At 68.3% G+C, this 22,483-nt stretch carries 14 protein-coding genes and 1 CRISPR repeat array; of the genes, 10 read left to right on the plus strand and 4 right to left on the minus strand.

Going from position 1 to position 22,483, the window contains the following annotated elements:
- Positions 1-112 precede the first annotated feature (112 nt).
- The 6 genes from cas7g to cas2 all read left to right on the plus strand — a co-directional run bounded on the left by cas7g (position 113) and on the right by cas2 (position 8,689).
- Complete coding sequence (gene cas7g, locus BKH32_RS10280; RefSeq protein ID WP_075249949.1) at positions 113-1,315, plus strand: type I-G CRISPR-associated RAMP protein Csb1/Cas7g; 1,203 nt, start codon at positions 113-115, stop codon at positions 1,313-1,315.
- Positions 1,315-2,865: a type I-G CRISPR-associated protein Csb2 gene (csb2, locus tag BKH32_RS10285; RefSeq protein ID WP_075249950.1), complete on the plus strand. Its 1,551-nt coding sequence runs from the start codon at positions 1,315-1,317 to the stop codon at positions 2,863-2,865. The genes cas7g and csb2 overlap by 1 nt, the downstream gene beginning before the upstream one ends.
- On the plus strand, positions 2,862-5,549 hold the full coding sequence (cas3g, locus tag BKH32_RS10290) for a type I-G CRISPR-associated helicase/endonuclease Cas3g (RefSeq protein WP_081376776.1): 2,688 nt from the start codon (positions 2,862-2,864) through the stop codon (positions 5,547-5,549). The genes csb2 and cas3g overlap by 4 nt, the downstream gene beginning before the upstream one ends.
- Complete coding sequence (locus BKH32_RS13650) at positions 5,549-6,577, plus strand: hypothetical protein (protein WP_143222793.1); 1,029 nt, start codon at positions 5,549-5,551, stop codon at positions 6,575-6,577. Before cas3g ends, BKH32_RS13650 begins: the two co-directional genes overlap by 1 nt.
- A 205-nt stretch (positions 6,578-6,782) precedes the next feature.
- Positions 6,783-8,390, plus strand: coding sequence for a CRISPR-associated endonuclease Cas1 (gene cas1, locus BKH32_RS10300; protein ID WP_256691616.1), 1,608 nt, complete (start codon positions 6,783-6,785; stop codon positions 8,388-8,390).
- Entirely contained in the window at positions 8,390-8,689 is a 300-nt protein-coding gene (gene cas2, locus BKH32_RS10305) for a CRISPR-associated endonuclease Cas2 (protein WP_075249952.1), read from the plus strand. The genes cas1 and cas2 overlap by 1 nt, the downstream gene beginning before the upstream one ends.
- Positions 8,690-8,865: 176 nt before the next feature.
- Positions 8,866-9,264: direct repeats of the CRISPR family, unit length 37 nt; unit sequence GTTGCAGTTCCTTCGGGAACTGCACTTCATTGAGGCG.
- A 40-nt stretch (positions 9,265-9,304) separates the two neighbouring features.
- On the opposite strand, the gene BKH32_RS10310 is transcribed toward cas2, so the two are convergent.
- Positions 9,305-10,525, minus strand: coding sequence for a cysteine desulfurase family protein (locus tag BKH32_RS10310; protein ID WP_075249953.1), 1,221 nt, complete (start codon positions 10,523-10,525; stop codon positions 9,305-9,307).
- Between the two features lie 310 nt (positions 10,526-10,835).
- On the opposite strand from BKH32_RS10310, the gene nudC reads away from it, so the two are divergent.
- Together nudC and BKH32_RS10320 are read left to right on the plus strand one after the other, a co-directional pair.
- A complete protein-coding gene (gene nudC, locus BKH32_RS10315; RefSeq protein ID WP_075249954.1) occupies positions 10,836-11,951 on the plus strand; it encodes an NAD(+) diphosphatase in 1,116 nt (371 codons plus the stop codon).
- Positions 11,952-12,014: 63 nt separating this feature from the next.
- Positions 12,015-14,102, plus strand: coding sequence for an ATP-dependent DNA helicase UvrD2 (locus BKH32_RS10320; protein ID WP_075249968.1), 2,088 nt, complete (start codon positions 12,015-12,017; stop codon positions 14,100-14,102).
- A 31-nt stretch (positions 14,103-14,133) separates the two neighbouring features.
- Here BKH32_RS10320 and BKH32_RS10325 read toward each other — a convergent pair whose 3' ends face one another.
- Positions 14,134-15,114, minus strand: coding sequence for a hypothetical protein (locus BKH32_RS10325; RefSeq protein ID WP_075249955.1), 981 nt, complete (start codon positions 15,112-15,114; stop codon positions 14,134-14,136).
- 168 nt (positions 15,115-15,282) lie between these two features.
- The gene (locus tag BKH32_RS10330; protein WP_178384618.1) at positions 15,283-16,530 is read right to left on the minus strand and encodes a YlbL family protein; all 1,248 of its coding nucleotides are present in this window, start codon (positions 16,528-16,530) and stop codon (positions 15,283-15,285) included.
- Positions 16,531-16,781: 251 nt separating this feature from the next.
- Here BKH32_RS10330 and BKH32_RS10335 point away from each other — a divergent pair, with 251 nt between their 5' ends.
- On the plus strand, positions 16,782-18,344 hold the full coding sequence (locus tag BKH32_RS10335) for a zinc-dependent metalloprotease (protein ID WP_075249956.1): 1,563 nt from the start codon (positions 16,782-16,784) through the stop codon (positions 18,342-18,344).
- Positions 18,345-18,404: 60 nt separating this feature from the next.
- Here BKH32_RS10335 and BKH32_RS10340 read toward each other — a convergent pair whose 3' ends face one another.
- Positions 18,405-18,986, minus strand: a complete 582-nt coding sequence (locus BKH32_RS10340; RefSeq protein WP_081376777.1) for a PPA1309 family protein — start codon at positions 18,984-18,986, stop codon at positions 18,405-18,407.
- 227 nt (positions 18,987-19,213) lie between these two features.
- On the opposite strand from BKH32_RS10340, the gene BKH32_RS10345 reads away from it, so the two are divergent.
- Positions 19,214-22,396 (plus strand): UPF0182 family protein, encoded by a 3,183-nt coding sequence (locus BKH32_RS10345; protein ID WP_075249958.1) that lies wholly within the window; start codon positions 19,214-19,216, stop codon positions 22,394-22,396.
- Positions 22,397-22,483 lie beyond the last annotated feature (87 nt).

The raw sequence follows: 22,483 nt of genomic DNA on the forward strand, positions 1-22,483 counted from the left end.
GCGTTTCGCCGCCGGAGTCAACCCGCAATATCGTCGCGTCATATGTGTCGTAGGTCAGGTGTAGGGATGTAGGTGTAGGTCAGACGGACCTACCTCAACGAGGAGACCCTACATGTCAACGATCACCCTTCAGCACCTGCTTGACGCCTGCAGCCCCGGCGGAGCCAGCGTCCTGACCTCGGTCACCCCCTTGGAGCCGGCGGCCGGCCCTCATGCCTCGGTCGCTCCGGCCAAGTTCGTCTCCGGTAGTAAGCCCGTGTTCGCCTATGAGCGACGCTTCTGGAACGGGGAAGCCGTCACGGCCGTCCTCATCGACTCCAAGCAGTCGCAGAACAACAGGTTGGAGGCTGCCGTTTCTGCGGCCATCGCGGATGGGGACCCCGTACTGGCCCGCACTCCACGTATTGAGCTGCACTTCGAGAAGGACGGCAAGGAGATCGTCTACAGCGATCTTGACCTGCCGCACCGAGCCTTCGATGGGCAGATCCGAGCCGGCACCATCAACGGAGAATCGGTGACCGCGGCTCAAGAGTACCGGGAGCTGCGGGACGCCACCGTGGCCCATGCGCGCCCGTTGCTGGAGCACAGCCCTATGACGCTCCTGCTCGGCGGTTGGGACGCCAGCCGTAAGAGCCATCAGGGGCGCTACCGCAGCATCCTCGTCGGTGAGATCATCGGGATCCTCGCAGACCAGGAAGGTGGACCGGAGGCGAACCAGTCCAAGCGTGGAGGAGCCCGGATCGATCCCCTGGGTGCAAGAATCCAGCTGGACCGGGCGGGCCGTAAAGCAATCGCTGATGCGCAGAAGGAAGAATTGTCAAAAAAGACGTATGACAATTCCATTGGTAAGGATGAAAAAGAAGGGTTGGCTCGACTTGGCATTGGGGCTATCCCGCCGTCATTGGAGCAGCTCGGTGGCGTCACCTGCCAAGCGATCATCCGCTCCCACGTGCTGAGCTTTGCTGCGCTTCGTGCCCTGCGCTTCGACTCTCCGACGCCGGAGGGAGACATCGCCTGTCGGGCGCTGCTGGCTGCACTCGCTCTCAACGGCCTGGCACGTTCCGATGCCGAGCTCCTCCTACGGGCCAACTGCGACCTGGTGGAGGCCGGCCCCGCAGTCGTCACCCTGGACAAGCGTTACGGGCAGAAGGAGAGCTTCGAGCCGCTGAGCATCGATCAGGCCCAGGACCTGCTCAGCGCCGCCATCGACTATGCGGTTCAGACGGCCAACCTGAACTGGGACGGCTTTATTCTCAACGTTAAGGGCAATCCGGTGATTCTGGCTGCTGCGACTGACGATGCGCAGGATGACTGATGGCTCCTGTCAGCATTACCGCGCACTTTCCGCTCGGCGTCTACCACGGGCATGCAGCTGACGGCAGCCCCGATCCGTTCCCATCGCCGGCTCGGTTGTTCTCCGCATTCGTGAGTGCCTCCCATACCGGGGTCACTGCGGGCGCTGACGGCCAGGTGGCCCCCGATATTGATGAGGCGTTGACCTGGTTGGAGGAGCACCCTCCCAACGGTTTGCATGTCCCGAGCATGGCTCCAGTTCAGTCAAGCAGTAGAGTCGCCTACCGGAAGACGGGCACGATCGAGAAGGATCAGCCTAAGACCGCTGCCAAGGCCATCTCCGACGGTTACGCGATCACTGGTGAGATCGGCTGGCTCTGGGATGACATGCCAGACGGTGTTTGTGACGCGCTCTCGCGGTTGTGTGAGGACGTGCCGTGCCTTGGAGAGATGGACAGTCCCGTGGTCATGAGCACCGAGAAGGTGGAGGCGAACTGGCGGCTCGATCCTGCCGCAACCGCCTTCACTCCTGAGGGTCTGCGCGTACAGGTCCCCGCACCGGGGCGAACCCGCGTGCTCCGCGAGCTGCATTCTCGCTCCCGGCCTCCTAAAGCGCCGACGGCGTCCGCAGACATGTTCCGTCCCTCGGGAGATTCCGTCAGAGCATTGCCAACCTCCGAGGAGTGCCTGCGGACGGTCAGGTACGAGGCTGTGAAACCTGTTAACAACGATGAGTCGCCTTGGGGCGATGTCCTGGTCTTCTCCGCCGCTGATGGGACCGAGCGAGCTTTCTCTGCGGAACGCCGATTGGGTTGGTGCGTCGCCTTCCACAAGGCACTCATTAAACGCATTGGTGAGGGAGCTCCTCCAGTCGTCACTGGGCACTACCAACGGGATCTGGCGGCTCCCGCCAACCACCTGGCCATCCAGTACGTTCCCGCCTCCGTTCTTGCCCAGTCGACGCTCAAAGCGGCATCCGGTGCTCCAGGCGCCTTCCTTGTCATGCTGCCCTCCGACATCGGCGATGACGACCGGGCCGTCATCTGGAGAGCCTTGATCGGAATGACCCAGGTGCGCTCCCGTTGGGCCGAGGCCCGTCTGCACCGGCTGGGGGAGGTCGCCGATGCGAGGACGTTCTGGCGCCCACCTGCTGATGGGACCCGACGCTTGTGGTCCCCGACGCCGGTGGCGGTGCCGGAGGTGACCCGCCAGCGAGGGAAGTGGACCTTCGAGGATGCGATCCTCCTGTCCCTGGGATTTGTGTGGCGCGATCACCTCGAAGCCGTGCCCAAAGGCACCCGGGGCTACCGCTCGTTGGCCGCCCAGGTACGTGAGCATGGGGCTGGAGCGATGTGGTACCACCGCATCACGAGGAACCCGAGCTCCTACGCCCATAAGATGCAGCGCGGCATGACCGCCCAGCCCTACACCGCACTCCTCAGCGCCGGGGACCTCCTGGCGAACACTGAACTGGCCGCCGTAGGGCAGAGCCGGCACCTGGGTGGGGGCCTGCTGGTACCGGCAGACCTGCCTGCCGAGCTCGCGCAGAGCGTAGTCGGGAGGCGGCCGTGATTGCCATCGAGGACTTCGGAGACTTCTTCGAAGCGGTTCACGGTGCCGGGAGGCGGCCCTTCGCCTGGCAGGAGGATCTGCTGAGGCGCCTGGTTGACACCGGGACCTGGCCCGAGCAGATCATCGCGCCGACCGGCGCGGGCAAGTCATCGGTCGTGGAGATACACGTCTTCGCCATGGCTCTGCTCGCGGTCGGTGCTGCTGAGCGCCTGCCCCGACGGCTGGCCGTGGTGGTCAACCGCAGGGCGCTGACCGACTCCCACGCCGCACGTGCGGCAAGGATTCGTTGCATCCTGGAGGAGGCGCCCGCGGATGACTCGATCCTCAGTCGTGTGCGCGACGCCCTGGTCGGACTGCGTGCGCCCGACGCCGAAGACAGGATCCCGCTGGTCACTACCACGATGCGGGGAGCGGCGGCCACGGACCGGGCCTGGCTCAACGCCCCGGAGGCGTGCGCAGTGCTGTGCATTACACCGGCCATGTGGGCGTCGAGCCTGCTGTTCCGCTCCTACGGTGCTTCCCGGCTCGCGCGTCCCAGGCTGGCAGGGATGCTGGCCCTCGATGCCACCGTGGTGGTTGATGAGGCGCACCTGAGCCGCCAGATCCTCGTGACTGCCCGGAGGGTGGGGCAGCTGTGCGCTCCAAGCGCGCAGCGGCTCGGAATCCCGGCGCTCCAGACCGTGGAGATGACGGCCACGCCCTCAGACGACGCGACAGACATCATCGGCGTCACTCCGGAGTCGCTGGCTCATGACGCCCGGTTGGCCGCTCGGGTACGGGCACCCAAGTCGGCTCGGTACGTGGAGACGACCGCGTGGCCCGTTAACGGGAAGATGACGAAGGCCTATCGCGATGAGTTTGTCTCTCAGGTGCTCGCCACTGTTGAGGATGCGCGCGAGCTCCTCCCCGAGGACCCTCGGACGGTGGGGTGTGTCCTCAACCGCGTGGACAGCGCGGTTCAGGTGGCGAAGGCTCTCGGCAAGGAGGGGCTGAACTGCCGGCTGTGGGTGGGGCGCATGCGCCCCTGGGACCTGGAACGCATGAGGCAAGACGAGCCTGGACTCTTCGATGTCTCAGGGCAACCGGGTATCGACGTTCTCGTGGCGACTCAGACCATCGAGGTCGGGGTCGACCTGGACCTGGTCCATATGGTGACCGAGCTCGCCCCTGCAAGTGCCCTGGCTCAGCGCGCCGGCCGGGTCAACCGGCAGGGGCGGCGTGACCGCGCGTGGTTCACCGTCGTCGGCCCTCCAAGGGAAGCACCGTTGAGCAAGGACGTACTACCGTACCGGAAGGAAGACCTGCTTGCTGCTCGCACATGGATTCTGAACCGTGCCGATGACGGCGACCTGTCTCCTCTGACGGTCAGCGAGAAGCCGAAGGCACCGCCTGCGGAGTCTTCGCGCCGCCTGCTGTACCAGCGGCCTGAGCCCTGGGATGCGGCCCTGTGGTCGAAGACGTCGATGAGGCTCGTCGTCGAACCGGAGCTCGATCTGTGGATCCGTGATGACCTCGACCCTGAGTCCGGAACTGTGGGGCTTGTCCTGAGGCACCTGAAGGACCTGCCCGATGCGACGGAGTGCGAGACTCTGCTGACTGAGGTTCCTCCGCAGGATCGTGAGGTCTACCCCATGACTCTGGCCACCGCACGGAAGGTGGTGCAGCGCCTGATAGAGGATACGGATCATCCTTTGGACCGGTCGGTGTTGTGGCGAGACGGGGCGATCCTGCCCCAGTGGCAGACGATGGTCCTCGAGGATGAAGGCGGAGACAAGAACACGTCTCGTGTGCTTCGCCCCGGCGACATCCTCATCCTGGATGCCTCCGTACCGCTTCTGACCTCCGGCGTCGTCACAGAGGATGGTGAGGAACGGGGCGAGCCGGTGCCCTACGGGGAACTCGACGGGGTGGCCGACGTCGTGACCGATCCTGATGAACTGCGCCGGCTGGCGGATCTGGAACCGGATGAGCTGAGTGACATGTTTCCGGGGGAAACAGTGGTGTGGCCTCCGGGGTGGTGTGAGGAGGACGAGCCCGCATGGATGGTTCGGCGCAGCAGCGTGACACCGGACGACGATTCCGACGACCGTTCCACCTGGTCCGTGAGCCACCGGGTACTCCTTGCGGACCACAACGCGGCGGTCGCCGCCCGCGCGGGGACACTTGCCGATGGCATCGGTATTGAGTCGGTGCCTGCAGCGGCCCTGAGAGAGGCCGGCACCTGGCACGACGTCGGGAAGAACGATGCCCGTTTCCAGCGGCTTCTGTGGCGGGGTGATCCCGGCGGCAGGGAGGTGCTTGCCAAGAGCGGGGGCCGCAGTGCATCGCTGGGGGCCGTGCGACGCGCATGGGCCGATGCTGGGCTCCCTGCGGGGTGGCGCCACGAGCTGGTCTCCGCAGCTGCTTACTGGGAGCAGGCTGAGCCCGACGGCGTCGAGCGAGAGCTCCGGGACCTGGTCGCCAGGCTGGTGGGGACCAGTCATGGTCGTGGTAGGCCCCTGTTCGACCACGACCCGGCCACTGCGGGCCCAGACCATGCAGATGCCTTGGAGGAGCTGGTGGGTGAAGGCGAGTGGGAGTCATTGATCGCCCGCACTGACAGGCAGTGGGGTCATTGGGGGACCGCCTATCTCGAGGCGCTGCTGCGTGCCGCGGACTGCATGATCTCCATGGAAGGGAAGTGATGGGGATGATCCTTGGTGGAGAAATCACCAGCGCGCTGACAACCTTCGCGGGACTTGGGCTGGCGCTCATTCTGGAAGGTGACGGGGCCGAGCGCGTCCGGCTCGGCTGGACCGACGCCGCCGAGCCCCGGATGATTGTCACCGCGGACGGCTACGACGATGCGGACATCGCGGTTGCTGTTCATGAGCACGCCGCGGCGTCTGTGGCTCCAGGAAGTTGGGTGCAAGCTGACTTGGAAAGCGAACCGTGGGTCGACAAGAAAGGTAGGTGGGTGGCCGCTGTTATGAGTCCTCGGATTTCCAGGCCTGATCAAGGAAAAGAGTGTAAGTGGGGGTATCTTCAAAGGCGTCGTCATTTTGTGATTGATCGGTGTCGGGAGGATGGTTCCAAATGGGGTGATCTGGAATTTATGGGTGGGCTTGGTGAGCCTTCCTACTGGTGGAGTAAGGTTGATGGTGGAGCCAGTAGATGGGAAATGAAAACTCGACAGAATTATCAGAACTTTGTTCATGATCGACTGCGAGGCTTGGCTGAGATCGTCGCAACTCGAGATGGGGAGAGTGTTAGGTCTGGGTTAGTTGGTGAAGTGGTAATAGATGAAGCATACGCGAAGGAGTCGTCAGAAAAATCGAGGACGGCCACTGGGCTGACCTCGCCTCGGTTCACCGATAGTGCCGTCGCCTGGTGCGCCCTGTGGGGGATCTCGTCATTCCCTGTCATCCACCGACTCATGGGAGCCTCCGTCACTGCCGGGGCAGTGCCGATTGGCAACTTCATCCCGACGCACCTGGTGGTCCCGGTCCTCGTAGGTCCTCATTCCTTGGACAGGTGGCGGGCGGTGGTGGTCTCCGAGCAGGTCATCCAGGCTGCGACGAGTACGGAGTCGGCTGCTGCAGTGAGAATGGCGCGTGCCTGGCTCGTGGCGCACAGTGCCCGAGCGATCCTGACGTTCCGCGTCAACGTCAGTGATAACCCCAATGCCCCCGAGCGCTCTTTGGGCGAGGGGAGACTGGAGGTGCTGACCTGAACAAGAGTCGGTCGCCCTTGAATCGGAGCGCCGGGGCGGCAGACAGCATCGCATAGGCGGGTGCCCGCACGGTTGGCTGTGTGGGTGCCCGCCAGTACGGTGAATTTTTCGCTGTTCCGACCTATGTCTTGAAGGTTCCTCAGGGCGTGCTCAGGTGGTGGAGCTGACATATCGCCACCGTTTTATCTGTCAAAGGAGACAGAACATGGATACTGGCATGGTTGCGGACCCGATTCCGATCAGTCTCGTGGTGCACACCATCTACTGCCCGAGGAGAGCCTGGCTCGAATCGGTGGGGGAGAAGACGGACACCGTGCAGATGCAAGCCGGAGTGGACGCTCACCGGCGCGTCGACAATGCCGCGGAGAGCAGGGCGAGTGAGTATCGGGCGGTGAACGTGCGATCAGAGCGCCTCGGGCTGTCCGGGCGCTGCGACGTTATTGAGGGCACAGATGATGGCCCGCTGACCGTCGTGGAGTACAAGGCCACCCCTGTGCGGCGTCGTCCCGAGGTCACTTATGCCAACCGGCTCCAGCTTGCGCTTCAGACCCTGTGTCTCAAGGAGATGGGACGAGAGGTTCGGTGTACGGAGGTTTACTTCACCGGACACCGCCGGCGAGTCGAGGTCGACCTGACCGATACTGACTTCGCCCGGGCTGAGGAAGCGGTCGCACGTACGCGCCGTCTGATTGGGGCGCCCCAGGCGCCTGAGCCGCCTGACGATGACAGTCGCTGCCAGTGGTGCTCTCACGTTTCTGTGTGCCTGCCTTCTGAGCATCGGTATGAGAACGCCCGGCGGCGGGTTGTCGCCTCCGCCCCCGACGCCCAGATCCTCCACGCGGCCACCGCTGGTTCGTGGGTGTCCCTCAGTGGCGGGCGAGTCGAGGCCACCAAGGGCGGAGAGCGCCTTCTCAGCGTGCCGATTGAACGAGTACTCGGTCTAGTGGTCCATGGGAACGTCGATGTCTCCTCGGCTCTGCTGCGTGAACTGTGCTGGCGCGACCGGTGCGTGGTGTGGTGCTCATGGTCCGGCCGAGTGATCGGCTGGTCTCAGGGCGCGGACTCTCCCAATGGACTCCAGCGGGTGCGCCAGCATGTTGCCAGCGCCGAGGGGAGGCTGGACATCGCCCAGCAGATGGTCTCGGCGAAGATCGCGAACCAGGCCACGCTATTGCGACGTAACGGTGAGGCCGCTGATACCGTGGAGCGGATGCGTCGCCTGCAACGCGACGCCGTGTCAGCGCAGTCGCTGGCAGAACTGCTTGGAGTGGAGGGTGAGGCTGCCGGGCTCTACTTCGATTCCTTCCCGACGATGCTCACCGGAAATACAGCGGCCTTTGCCGCGTCCCGGTGGAAAGGAAGACGACGCCGGCCGGCGCCCGACCCCGCCAACGCGGCTCTGGATTACACCTACGCCCTGCTTCTAGGAGACTGCATCCGATCGCTGGTGGCCTGCGGCCTCGACCCCCACGCCGGGTTCCTCCACTCCAGCTCCCGTAACAAGCCCGCTCTGGCACTCGACCTCATGGAGGAGTTCAGGGCGCCGGTGGCCGATTCTGTCGTCGTGCGTTCCTTTCGCAACGGTGAGCTGACCGAGCAGGACTTTTCAAGGGAGATGGGGAGCTGCCGGATGACGGACCGTGGGCGTAAGCAGCTGATCTCCGGGTTCGAGCGCCGCATTGAGACCTCCTTCCGGCACCCGGTGTTCGGCTACGACGTCACCTGGCGGCGAGCCATTGAGGTCCAGGCGAGACTCGTGCTCGGGACCATCGACGGGACTCAAGCGGCTTACAAGGGAGTGACGGTGCGCTGATGCGTGATGATGTCAGACGTGTTCTCGTGGCCTACGACGTCCCGTCCGACCGACGCCGGACGCGGGTGGCGAAGACGCTGCTGAAGTACGGGGACCGCATCCAGTACTCCGTGTTCGTGGTGGATGCGGCGCCGGCCAAGCTCCTGCGGATGCGGGGTGAGCTGGAAGAAGTCATCAAGACGGATGAGGACTCCGTACTCCTGTGCGACGTCGGCCTGCTGTCCTCCGTCGATGAGCAACGATTCTCCTACGTCGGCCTGACCAGGACCATCACGCCGGAGGGGCCGCTTATCGCCTGACGCGAGCGCTCCGGTACTCAAAGAACCCTGGGCAGCGCTCGCGGCAACAGAACGTTGAAATGGCGGGGATTCTGCGAGGTGAGGTGAGGGGTGGGGCGGCTGAGCGGGAGTCCAAGCACGGAGCGCTCGCGAAGCAGCCTCAGAGGGGCTTGGTGACGGGCTATACTGAGCGGACCGTTGCAGTTCCTTCGGGAACTGCACTTCATTGAGGCGAGCCCTACCTCTACGGGTGGGTGACGGATCGGCGGTTGCAGTTCCTTCGGGAACTGCACTTCATTGAGGCCTCAGCAGGTGAGCCAGGAAGCGCGCCAGGCGTTCCAGGTTGCAGTTCCTTCGGGAACTGCACTTCATTGAGGCGCCATCATCGTTAGGCCCGAGCAGTCGAAGCTGTCCGGTGTTGCAGTTCCTTCGGGAACTGCACTTCATTGAGGCGGGTCCGGTTCGCAGGCGGGCACGTGGGTCACTGGGTTGCAGTTCCTTCGGGAACTGCACTTCATTGAGGCGCGGAGGGCGTGACGGCGCTGAGGATGGACACGAGGTTGCAGTTCCTTCGGGAACTGCACTTCATTGAGGTAGGTGGGGATTGATGCACCTACTACGGTCGTCGATCCCCACCTACTGCTCTTTGTGCGTCACCTTCCAGGCTCGCCTGGCCCCTTCCAGGGCGGCGGGCAGGGCGGCGAGCAGGCGCTCGACATCGTCGGAGCCCGTCTCCCGACCCAGGGAGCAGCGCAGCGTAGAGCGGGCCGGCCCCTCCTGAAAGCCCATCGCCAGGAGCACATGACTGGGCTGGGTGACCCCGGCGTGGCAGGCCGACCCCGCCGATGCATCAACCCCCGCCAGGTCCAGGGCCATGAGCAGCGCCTCGGCGTCGGCCTCCTCGAACCACAGGTGCGCCGTGGAGGCCACATGATCGGCACCCTCCGGCAATGTGGCGTGAACACCCGGAAGTGCCCCAGCGCCCTCCAGAATCCGGCGCCGCAGCGCCGCCAGCCGGGACTCCTGCTCCTCCCTCTCGGCGACCGCCAGTTCCACCGCCAGGGCCAGCGCCCGGGCCGCCACCACGTCCTGCGTGCCCGAGCGGAGCCCCCGCTCCTGACGGCCCCCGCCCGTGGCCGGCGTCAACGCCAGGTCGCGGCGAACCACCAGGGCCCCTACCCCCACCGGCGCCCCCAGCTTGTGGCCGCTCAGGCTCATCGCATCCAGGCCCCAGCCATGGAAGTCCACCGGAACCTTCCCCAGCGCCGCAACTACGTCGGAGTGGATGGGCACGTACCCGGTCTCGCCGGGGCGCCCGGCGCCACTGGCCTCACGCACGCGCTCCACCAGCGCCGCCATGTCCTGAACCACGCCGGTCTCATTGTTCGCCGTCATCACCGAGACCAGGGAAGCGGGGGAGTGGTCGGTGCTGCCCGCCGGCGCCACCGCCCGATCCACCGAGTCGAGCTCGACCCGTCCGGTGCCGTCAACCTCCAGCAGGCTCAGCCCCGCCCCCAGCTGGTCCACGGCGGTGCGCGCCGAGTCCAGAACCGCCGGATGCTCGATCGGAGAGACCACCAGCCGCCCGCCCGGCACCGCTCGCGCCCGCCCCGAGACCACCAGGGCATCGGCCTCCGTGCCACCGGAAGTCAGCAACACCTCATGCGCATCCACCCCCAGAGCACTCGCCAGGCGAGCACGCGCCTGCGCCAGCAGCGCCCCCACCCGCCGGCCCGCAGTGTGCTGCGCACTCGGATTCGCCCAGCCACCGAGCCCACTGGCCAGGTCCTCAGCGACCTGCCGGGCGACCTCGGGGCGGACCAGGCAGGAGGCGGCATGATCGAGATAGGTGCGCACACCCCCAGCCTAGACGGCGGCTCAGAAGAGCCAGACTTTGTCCACATGGGACGGTTTTGAACCCGCTTTTCGCATGCGGAGCCAACCAGTAACGCTCTGACCTGTACAGATGCTCATGGCTCTCGACCGACTCGTCGCTAAAACCGTCCCATATGGACACATTCCCGCCGGCCCCGCCTCGCACCCGCGCCTCCGAGCCACAGGATGCGTCGTGGACGTCGCCGAGGAAGCTCCCAAGTCCCATACTCACCTCCTATCGGTATGGGCGCGCCCATGTGCGCCTCGAAGCAGGGGATGGGAGAGTGAACCCATGCGCACCGACCAGCTCGCCCTGTCCCGCTCCGCCACCGACCGCGACGCCGAGCGACGCAGCGAGCCCGGGCTGCTGGAGCGCCTCGCCGCCGACCCCGAGACCCGCGTGCTGCTGGTCGACGCCCGCGGCCGTGTCGCCCTGACCGGCCCCGCCATCCACCCCGACCTGCCTGACGACGGTCTCACCCCGCCCAGCCTCATCGGCAGCCCCGGCGCCACCGCCTGGGAAGGCCCCGGCACCCGCAGCGGCTGGGGCCTTCCCGACCTGCGCGTCGGCTACCTCGGAGCCTCCGCCCCCACCTGCTGCCCCGACCTGGCCGTTCTCTACATGGGCCGCGAGCTCGCCGATGACGCAGCCCCCACCGGCCCCGCCTGGATCGCTGTCGTCGTGCCCCAGGCCCTCGAGGTCCCCGACGCCCCCGAGCCGCCCGCCACCGGCTCCGACGCCGAGGGCACTGCCGTCGACCACCCCGACCTGCGCCGCCTGCTGGAGCGCTACCCGCTCTCCGCCCTGCGAGCCATGGGTGCCCAGATGACGGCCCGCGACGCAGGCCTGGCCACCACGGCCACCGCCCTGGCCGCCTGGCACGCCCGCTCCGCCTACTGCCCGGCCTGCGGCGGACGCACCGAGATCATCGAGGCAGGCTGGGCCCGCCGCTGCTCCGACTGCGCCACCGTCCACTTCCCGCGCACCGACCCGGCCGTCATCATGACGGTCACCGACACCTCCGACCGCCTCCTCCTCGTGCGCGGCGCCACCTGGGCTCCCCGGCGCTACTCGGTCGTGGCTGGCTTCGTCGAGGCCGGGGAGTCCGTTGAGGCGGCCGTGGCCCGGGAGGTGTGGGAGGAGACCGGACTGCGCGTGGCCGATGTCGAGTACGTCGCCTCCCAACCCTGGCCCTTCCCGCGCTCCCTCATGCTCGGCTGCCGCGCCCACCTGGCCCCCGGCGAGGACCGGCCCCGACCCGACGGTCAGGAGGTCGTCGAGGCCCGCCTCGTCTCCCGTGACGAGCTCACCGCGGCCGCCGACGACGGCAGCATCCTCCTGCCCGGCCCCACCTCAATCGCCCGCCTCCTCATCGAGGACTGGTACGGCGGCCCCATCGTCAGCTGACGCCACCCGGCCCGGGCCAAGGACCGTCGATTCCTGTCACCGCCGCGTGGCAGGCTGGTGCCGATGAGCCCGACCACCCCCCACCCCGCCCCTCTCGACGCATCGAGGCTCCTGGAGGCCCTCGACCCCGACCAGCGCGAGGTCGCCGAGCACCTCGAAGGACCCCTGTGCGTCCTGGCCGGCGCCGGCACCGGCAAGACCCGGGCCATCACCTACCGCATCGCCCACGGCGTGGCCACCGGCGCCTACCAGGCCACCCAGGTCCTGGCCGTCACCTTCACCGCCCGCGCCGCCGGCGAGATGCGCTCGCGCCTGGCCGACCTCGGCGTCCCCGGCGTCCAGGCCCGCACCTTCCACGCCGCCGCCCTGCGCCAGCTCACCTACTTCTGGCCCACCGCCATCGGCGGGCGTCGCCCCGACATCCAGGCCCACAAGGCGCCCCTGGTCGGTGCCGCCGCCCGCCGCCTGGGCCTGCCCACCGACCGGGCCACCGTGCGGGACCTGGCCGCCGAGGTCGAGTGGGCCAAGGTCACCATGACCCTGCCCGAGGACTACGCCCAGGCCGCCGTCGCCGCCGGCCGCACCGGCGTGGCCGGGCAGGAGGCGGCCACGGTCGCCCAGGTCCTGTCCCTCTACGAGGAGGCCAAGAGCGAGCGCGGCGTCATCGACTTCGAGGACGTGCTCCTGCTGACCATCGGGATCCTCCTGGACCGCGAGGACGTCGCCGCCCAGGTGCGCGGCCAGTACAAGCACTTCGTCGTCGACGAGTACCAGGACGTCTCCCCGCTCCAGCAGCGCCTGCTGGACCTGTGGCTGGGACGGCGCCGCCAGCTGTGCGTGGTGGGGGACGTCTCCCAGACCATCTACTCCTTCACCGGGGCCACGCCCGCGTTCCTCACCGGCTTCGCCACCCGCTACGAGGGGGCGCGCACCGTGCGCCTGAGCCGCGACTACCGCTCTACCCCGCAGGTCGTCTCCCTGGCCAACCGGGTCCTCTCGCGCTCGCGGCGCGGGGGAGGCGGCCTGCACCTGCCCGCCGGCGCCGTCGAGCTGGTCGCCCAGCGGCCCAGCGGCCCCGCCGTGCGCTTCGAGACCTACGACGACGACATCGCCGAGGCCGAGGGCGCCGTCGCTCAGGTACGCCGCCTGCAGGCCGCCGGGGTCCCCCTGAGCGAGATCGCGATCCTGTACCGCACCAACTCCCAGTCCGAGGTCTTCGAGCAGGCCCTGGCAGGCGCCCAGATCGGCTACCTCGTGCGCGGCGGCGAGCGCTTCTTCGAACGCGAGGAGGTCAAACGCGCCATGGCCGTCATCCTGGGGGCAGCCCGCACCGAGAAGGCCACTCTCACCGGCGACCTCGGCCAGGACGCGCGCACCGTCCTGGCCCGCGAGGGCTGGAGCGAGGAGCCGCCCGCACCCCGCGGAGCCGTGCGCGAGCGCTGGGACGCCCTCAACGCCCTGGTGGCCCTGGCCGATGAGATGGCCCAGACCCGCGGAGCCGATCTCGACGCCTTCCACACCGAGCTGCGTGAGCGCGCCGACGCCCAGAACGCCCCCACCGTCGAGGGCGTCACCCTGTCCTCCCTGCACGCCGCCAAAGGTCTGGAGTGGGACGCCGTCATCCTCGCCGGCGTCTGCGAGGGGCTGCTGCCGATCTCCCTGGCCGAGGGGCAGGCCGCCATCGAGGAGGAGCGGCGCCTGCTCTACGTGGGCGTCACCCGTGCGCGCGAGCACCTCATCATCTCCTACGCGCGCGCCCGCAACACCGGGGGACGGGCCGCCCGCAAGCCCTCCCGTTTCCTGGACGGCCTGTGGCCCACCGGCCACGGCGCCAAAGACGCCTCCCGGCGCCAGGGCCGCCGCAGCGCCAAGGAACGCTCCCGGCAGTCCGCCGCCGACTTCGAGGCCAACAACGACCCCCGCACCATCGCCCTGTTCGAGGAGCTACGGGCCTGGCGCTCCCAGGTCGCCAAGGAGAGATCCAGGCCCGCCTACACGGTCTTCGCCGACGCCACCCTGCGGGACATCGCCGTCGTCAAACCCACCAGCCTGCCCCAGCTCTCCCTCATCCGCGGCGTGGGCGCCACCAAGCTCCAGGACTACGGCGGGCCGGTCCTGGCCCTCCTGCGCGACTTCGAGGCCGAGAGCTGAGCGGCCCAGGCGAGCTCCTGCCCGACGGCGCTCACAGCTGCGAGCACAGGCACTCGGGGTGACGCTCCCAGGCCCTGTGCCGCCCCCGGGGCTCCTGGCCGGTGACCTCCACCGAGTGCGTGGACCACCACGCGGCCGAGCCCCCGCTCGCCTCCTCGCCCGGTTCAGTCTCGTCCTGGGCGCCGTCGGCCCCGGACGCCTGCCCCACCAGCGTGTCGATGACGGCCCGAGCCGTCGACGCCGCCGCCTCGTGCAGGACCAGGTGCTCGACCTCGGGCATGGGCAGGGTGCGCATCTGCGTGGCCAGTGCCGGCCAGCACGGGTCGGCGTCCCTCTCCCACAGGTCCAGGCAGGTCGAGCACGGGCCGCCGCCGCCCAGGACCGGCCCGATGCGCACCCCCGCCTCGCCGACGACGACCGGCAGGTGCACCACGTCCTCCTGGGCGAGCCGGCGCGCGAGCAGCGGCTCGATCACGTGCGCGTCCACCGTCACCATGACGTCGGGACGAGTGCGTAACGGCGCCCGCGTCCTCAGGGCCGGGAAGCGCGCCGACAGGAGCGGAGCCAGGCCCCCGTCCTGCGGGGACCGGGTGGACAGGATCGTGCCCACCCCCGCCTCCGCCAGCCACAGAGCAGTCTCCTGAGCCAGGGTGCTCACGCCGTGAAGCGCCAGGACGGCCTGGGACAGGACCGTGCCGCGGCCCTTGGCGTCAGCTCCCAGCCGGTCCCAGTAGACGCCGTCGGCCCCGCCGAGCTCGCTGGTCGCCGAGGCCACCAGCACCCCCTGACGCTCCAGGTCCGCGACGATCTGACGCGCCCGCGTCACTGGCACCCGACTGCGCCGGGCGGCCCGGTAGACGCCTGTGCTCTCCAGGTTGCGCGCGAACTCATCGAGCAGGCGCTGCTCGGCCAGGCTCAGGTCACTGACAATGGTGCGCCGCCCGGGGCTCGTCCCGATCTGGCTGACGCCCTGCTGACGCCACAGGATGGCGCACCCACCACGTACACGCATCGTGCCTCCTCACAGTCCTCCTGGAACCCGAAGGGGCGCCGGGAGCTCGACATCCTGACAAGCGCGTCAGGACATGGAGCGACACTGGCACGGGGTGGAGCCGAGTCGCCAGAGGCAGTTGCCGGGCTGTGGATAACTATCCCCGGCGGGGCGCCGGGTCAGCGGGGGTCACCTGGCTGAGCAGGTGGCCAGGCCGGAGGTGTCACCCGAGGCGATCGCCTGAGTGGCGGTGACGGCCTCGTGCAGGGTTCTCACGGCGAAGACCTGCATGCCCTTGGGCTCATGGCCCTTGACCTCGTCGCAGTTGCTCGCCGGGGCCAGGAAGAATGTGGAGCCGGCCTTTCTGGCACCGGCCATCTTCTGCTGGATGCCGCCGATGGGGCCGACCTGCCCGGTCATGTCGATCGTCCCGGTCCCGGAGATGTCCTTGCCCCCGGTCAGGGCCCCGGGGGTGATCTCGTCAACGATCCCCAGGGCGAACATCATGCCGGCACTGGGCCCGCCGACGTCGGACAGGCTGAAGGTGGCGTCCACCTGACTGTCCACCGAGATCTTCAGGCTCAGCCCCAGCAGGGAACCGGTCGCCCCCTCCTGCGGGGCGATCGTGGTGAGTGCGGCGCTCGTCTGCTGCTCGCCGCGGCGCACCCCGAGTGTCACCCGAGTGCCCTCGGCGATGGTGGTCATGAGCTCTCGCAGCTGGGAGAAGGAGGTGATGGTCGTGGTCTGGCCGCCCTCGGGAGTGATGGTCTCCAGGACGTCCCCGGTCTGGATCCCCGTTGAGGTCTGCTGCTCGGTCACCTGGGTGACGGTCAGGTGCATGGCGCCGGCCTTGCCGGTCTCGACGAGCGCGGCGATGACGGCGGAGTCCTGCGAGGCGGTCATCTGGGCCTTACCGGTCGCCTCGACCTGCTCGGCGCTCTGGTCCTGAGGACACACCTGGTTGCGGTCCACGATCCGCCTGTCCGCCGAGAACCAGGCGACGATGAGGTCGGCCGTGGTGACCGGGTAGCCGGGGCAGCCCGACACTGAGACCGTCGTCATCCGCAGGGCTCCCTCGGTCGGGTAGGTCTCAGTGCCCGAGACCTTCAGGACGTCCTGGCTCGACGACGAGCCGTTGTCCAGCACGTTCCAGGTCGGTCCGGGGGCCTCAATGACCACGTTGATCGGCACCGTGAAGACGGCGACGATGAGGGCCACCACCACAAGGACCGCCCCGGCCACCACGGAGCGCCGCAGCTTGCGCCGACGCCGGTCCTGCGGGGAGGGCTGCGTGTGCGGGGCCTCGGCGTGCCCGGCCTGGTCGAGCCGGTCGTCCTCATGCTCCCGCACCGGCTGGGGGTTGTTCGGGGAGGCTGAGCCCGCAGTGTCGGCGGCGTCGTGCTGGTCTGGGTGCGTCACGCGCTCATCATGCGACATCTTCCTGGGGAAGACGGGCAGATACCGACACGAACCTGGCACGAACCCGGCACGAAGTCGACACAGTGCCGGCACGATGCTGGCGCGGAGAAGCCCCGAGCCTCACCGGGATGGTTACGGGCACGCCGTCGGCGAACGGAACATAGCCGCGGCACAGGAATGGGTGCGACCATAAGGCCGTTAGCGACAGTGTCCAGGCGCCCCAGACGGCCTGGACGATGCCCAAGGACGACCCGGCGAGAGGAAACCCCGTGAGCGAGGACGCCTTCGACGAGCTCGAGAAGATGCTCGCATCACTGTTCGGCGAGCAGATGGCCTCCGACGCCGTCGGCGCCCTGCGCTCATCCGGGATGGATCCCAGCTCCATCGCCCAGATGCCGGGAGTGGGGGACGTCTCCCAGCTCAGTCCCGCCCAGCTGCTGGCGATGCGCGCCCAGTTCCAGCAGATGTTCTCCGCCTCCACCACCGAGCCGGTCAACTGGCAGATGGGGCAGGAGCTGGCCCTCCGGCAGGCGCGCGGCGACGGCGACCCCACGGTGACCGCCGCGGTCGCCGAGTCCACGCGCCAGGCCCTTCAGGTGGCCGACCTGTGGCTGGACACCGCCACCGAGTTCATGCCCGCCCCCGGGCAGCGGGAGGCCTGGAGCCGCAGCGCCTGGGTCGAGCGCACGCTGCCGGTGTGGAAGGACGTGTGCGCCCCCGTGGCCGAGGCCGTCACCGCCGCCCTGGCCCGCACCCTGGAGAAGCAGATTCAGGACATGCCGGCTGAGATGGCGCAGGCCGCCCAGCAGATGGGGGCGCTCGGCTCCATCATGCGCACTATGGCCGGCACGGCCTTCGGCCTCCAGATCGGCCAGGCCATCGGTGAGCTCGCCAAGGAGGCGCTGGGGGCCACCGACACCGGCCTGCCCCTGACCCGTGAGCCCGGCACGGCACTGGTTCCCGCCAACGTGGCCGCCTTCGCCGAGGGACTGGAGGTCGATGAGGACGAGGCCCGCATGTTCCTGGCCGTGCGGGAGGCCGCCACCGCCCGCCTCTACGCCCACGTGCCGTGGCTGCGCGGACAGGTGCTTCAGGCCGTGGTCGCCTACGCCCGCGAGATCCGCATCGACACCGACACCCTGGAGTCCGCCGTGGCCCAGGTGGATCCCAACGACCCCGACGCCCTGCGCGAGGCCCTTGAGAGCGGGCTGTTCGCGCCCCAGGAGACGGCGGCCCAGCGCGAGGCCCTTGAGGACCTGGAGACGCTGCTGGCCCTGGTCGAGGGCTGGGTCGAGGTGGTCACCGCTCGCGCGGCCGCACCGCACCTGCCCCACCTCATGGCGCTGGCCGAGATGATGCGCCGGCGCCGGGCCCAGGGCGGCGCCGCCGAGCAGGTCTTCGCCCGCCTCCTCGGGTTGACCTTCCGGCCCCGCCGGGCCAGGGAGGCCGCCGAGCTGTGGGCCCACCTGGGCGCCCAGGCCGGTGACGCCGAGCGCGACGCCTTCTGGAACCACCCCGACGTCATGCCCACGGCCTCCGAGCTCGCCAACCCCAGGGACTTCCTCACCATGCGGCGCATGGCCCAGGACATCGACGCCGAGATCGACGCCGACCTGGCCTCCCTGCTGGACGGGACCCTCGGGTACGCCGAGGGCGCCAAGGAGGCCGATGAGAACAGCCCCGAGGGGCTCGGGGACCGGATCTCCGCCTCCGATGACGCCTCCTCCCAGGAGCCCGGCCAGTCAGCCGATCCCGCCTCGGACGGCGCCGGGGACGACGACTCGCCTGGCGAGCCCGACGAGCAGGACCCGATCGGCACGGACAAGGCCTGAGACGCACGGAGCCACGCGGTACCGGCGAGGGGCGTCGAGCGCTCGCCCGACGGTGACCGGCTACAGGAAGGTCGCCGCCAGGGCCTCGACCAGGCCAGGAACCAGGCGCTCGCCCTGGTAGACCGAGGCGTCGTCGTCGTGACTGCGTGAGCGCAGCGCGCACCAGGACTGCCCACTGCGCAGGACCCCCACCACCATGCGGATGTCCTCGCGGTCCGGACGTTCCTGGAGGAAGGCGAGACGCTCGGCGGCATCGGCGATGGCCTCGGCCTCCTTCTGGGCCGCAGGCGGCAGGACCAGCCTCTCGACGCTGATGGCGGCGCCGTGGACGGAGTCGGGCCAGGCGAGCTGGGCCAGCAGGTGCTCCAGGTCCGCGGCGGGCGGCAGCCCCTCCTGCTCCACCACCATGAGCAGATCGGGGGCCGTGCGGGCCTCCTCCACGGTGGCGGCGTCCAGGAGACCGGCCACGTCCGGGTCGGTCTCAAGCGCCTCGGCGGTGCGCACCAGCGCGAAGACACGCACCGGCTGGTCCCAGCCATGGGCCGCCACGTGGGTCTCCGTCTCGGTCACCGCGCGGGCCAGGGCCCGTACCGAGGAGGAGACGGATCTGTCCGTGCCCGGGGTGGCCGCCTGGTCATGCATTGTGTCAGTCACGCCGCCATCGTCTCACTGGCGGCGCCGCCTCCTCCAATGACGAGGCTTCATCGGTCAGGGGGCGCCGTCCCCGCCCGAGTTCTCATCCTGGAGAAGGTTATGGCCGTGTCAGAGGTGTGTGGGACGATGGCCCCAGCGGCCCCTCCGGCCGATGACGCCGTGTTTCACCGTGTGCGAGGCGGCGTCACCATGCACGTCAGACAGGGAGCAGGATCGTGAGCACCAGGCCCGACGACGAGTCTCGGGACTCCACCTCCGAGGAGTCCTCGAGCAAGTCCACCGGCTCGTCCCGGCAGGGGAAGCCTGACAACTTAACCGGACTGTTCAGCCTTGGACGCAGGGGCGGGGGCGGGACCCGTCCTCCCCGCAAGCCGCGCAGCAGGACAGGCGGCGGTCGTCCTGGCCCGCTGGCCCTGACGATCTCGATCATCGCGGCCATCGCCGTGGCCATCGGCATCCTGTCGCAGGTGTGGACCGAGGTCCTCTGGTTCAGCCAGATCGGGTACGCCCGTGTGCTGTGGACGCAGTGGGTCGCCCTCATCGTCCTCTTCCTCGTGGGATTCGCCATCATGTTCGGGGCCGTCTTCGTCTCGATGACCACGGCCTACCGGGCCCGGGAGATCGGGATGCCCGACGACGAGGCCTCGCGTAACCTCGAGGCCTACCGCTCCGTCATCGAGCCCCTGCGACGGCGCCTGACCTGGGCAGTGCCGGCGGTACTGGCCCTGTTCGGCTCGGCCTGGGAGCTGGCCCCCAGCTGGCGGGAGATTCTGCTGGCCTTCAGCTCCCAGTCCTTCGGAGTCAAGGACCCCCAGTTCGGGATCGACATCTCCTTCTACGTCTTCATCCTGCCCGCGGTGCTGACGCTCGTGTCCTTCCTGTCCGGCGTCATCCTGTTCTCCGGGGTGGCCTCCATCGTCGTCCACTACCTGTACGGCGGTATCTCCGTGGTGCGCAAGCCCCACTTCACCAAGGCCGCCCGCATGCACCTGGCGGTCTTCCTGGCGCTGTACGCCGTCATCCGGGCCGTGGGCTACTGGCTGGGGCGTTACAGCGCCCTGTACGCCTCCAACTCCAAGTTCGACGGCGCCAACTACACCGACGTCAACGCGGTCATCCCCGCCAACGCGATCCTCGCGGCCATCGGACTGGCCGTGGCGATCCTCTTCATCGCCTCGGTGCGCTCCAGCTCGTGGCGCCTGCCGATCATCGGTGTGGTCGTCATGCTCGTCTCCTCCCTGGTGGTGGGGACCGCCTACCCGCTGGTCATCCAGAAGTTCATCGTCGACCCCAACGCCCAGCGCCAGGAGGCCGAGTACATCCAGCGCAACATCAACGCCACCAAGGCGGCCTACGGTCTGGAGAACGTGGAGACCACCAACTACGACGCCACGACGAAGACGACGGCCGGCCAGCTGGAGAAGGACGCCGAGTCCACCACCTCGATCCGGCTCCTGGACCCCGGGCTCATCTCCCCGACCTTCCAGCAGGTCCAGCAGAACAAGCAGTACTACTCCTTCGCGAACCGGCTCAACGTGGACCGCTACAAGGTGGGCTCCACCAGCCGGGACACGGTCATCGCGGTGCGTGAGCTGAACCTGTCCGGCCTCGGTGAGGAGCAGCAGACCTGGGTCAACGAGCACACCGTCTACACCCACGGCTACGGTGTCGTGAACGCCTACGGCAACACGGTGGCCACCCGCGGCTACCCCTCCTTCTGGGAGGGAGGCATCCCGTCCAAGGGCGACCTGGGCGAGTACGAGCCCCGGATCTACTTCGGTCAGTCCTCGCCGTCCTACTCCATCGTGGGAGGCAAGGACAACGGCTCGCCGCGCGAGCTGGACTACCCCGACGACAAGTCCAAGACCGGTCAGGTCAACACCACCTTCGCCGGCAACGGCGGGCCGAGCGTGTCCAACCCGTTCAACCGTCTGCTGTACGCCGCCAAGTTCCGGGAGGCCAACATCCTCTTCTCCCAGGAGGTGCGTGAGGGCTCCCAGATCCTCTACGACCGGGACCCGGCCAAGCGCGTTGCCAAGGTGGCTCCGTGGCTGACCCTGGACAACAGCCCCTATCCGGCCGTCGTCGATCACGATGACAACCCGGCTACCCCCAAGCGGGTCATGTGGATCGTCGACGGTTACACCACGACGAACAACTACCCCTACGCCCAGCACGAGTCCCTGGCCAGGGCGACGGCGACCGCCGACAACAAGGGCGGTCTTCTCAGGGCGCCGGAGGAGTCCAACTACGTGCGCAACTCCGTCAAGGCCGTCGTGGACGCCTACGACGGGTCGGTCAAGCTCTACCAGTGGGATGACAAGGACCCGATCCTCAAGGCCTGGCAGAAGGTCTTCCCCGGGACGGTCACGCCCATGAGCCAGATGAGCGCCGACCTCATCGCCCACATGCGCTACCCCGAGGATCTGTTCAACGTCCAGCGCACCATGATGGCGACCTATCACGTCAACGATGCCGCGGAGTTCTACTCCGGTGGAGACTTCTGGAAGATCCCGGACGACCCGACCACGCCCGGCCAGGACCAGCAGGCCCCCTACTACCTGACCCTCAAGATGCCGGGGCAGGAGCAGGCGAGCTTCTCCCTGTCCAGCGCCTACATCATCGGTGGAAACACCAACCGCAACGTGCTCACCGGCTTCCTCGCCGTGGACTCCGAGACCTCTCCCGGCACCGGGAAGAAGGGGGAGCGCAGCCCGAACTACGGCAAGCTGAGACTCCTGGAGCTTCCCCGGTCCTCGAACGTGGCCGGGCCCGGGCAGGTGCAGAACATCTTCGACTCCAACCCGGAGATCTCCAAGGAGCTGAACCTCCTCTCCCAGGAGGGCTCCCAGGTCATCAAGGGCAACCTGTTGACGCTGCCCGTGGGAGGCGGTCTGCTCTACGTCCAGCCCGTCTACGTGCAGTCGTCGTCCGGCACCCAGTACCCGCTGCTGCGCAAGGTGCTGGTCTCCTTCGGGGACAACGTCGGATTCGCCGACACCCTCTCGGGGGCACTCGACCAGGTCTTCGGCGGTAACTCCGGGGCGACCACGGGTCAGGAGGCCATCGACGGCGATGCCGCCGCGGCCAATGACACCAATGAGACGACCGATGGCAAGAACCCGACGGCGGATGGCGGGGCCAAGGCCTCGCCGGCCCCGAGCGCCGCGCCCACGGCCTCGGCCAGCGCGCCGCCCACTGCCTCCGCCACCCCGCAGGCCTCGGGATCCTCGGACCCGAAGGCGGAGCTCAACCAGGCGCTCTCCGACGCTCAGACCGCGATGACCGACGCGGACAACGCCAGGAGCAAGGGCGACTGGTCGGCATACGGCGATGCGCAGAAGCGTCTCAACGATGCCGTCAAGCGGGCCGTTGAGGCCCAGCAGAAGCTGGGCTGAGCCCGCTCGGCCGCTACTGAGGGCGTGCCCTGCGACCCGCCTCACCGGGCGGTGAGCAAGGGCACGCCCTTGCCATTTGCCTTAGGG

The organism is Actinomyces oris, from assembly GCF_001929375.1.
In the GTDB taxonomy this organism is placed as follows: Bacteria; Actinomycetota; Actinomycetes; order Actinomycetales; family Actinomycetaceae; genus Actinomyces; species Actinomyces oris_B.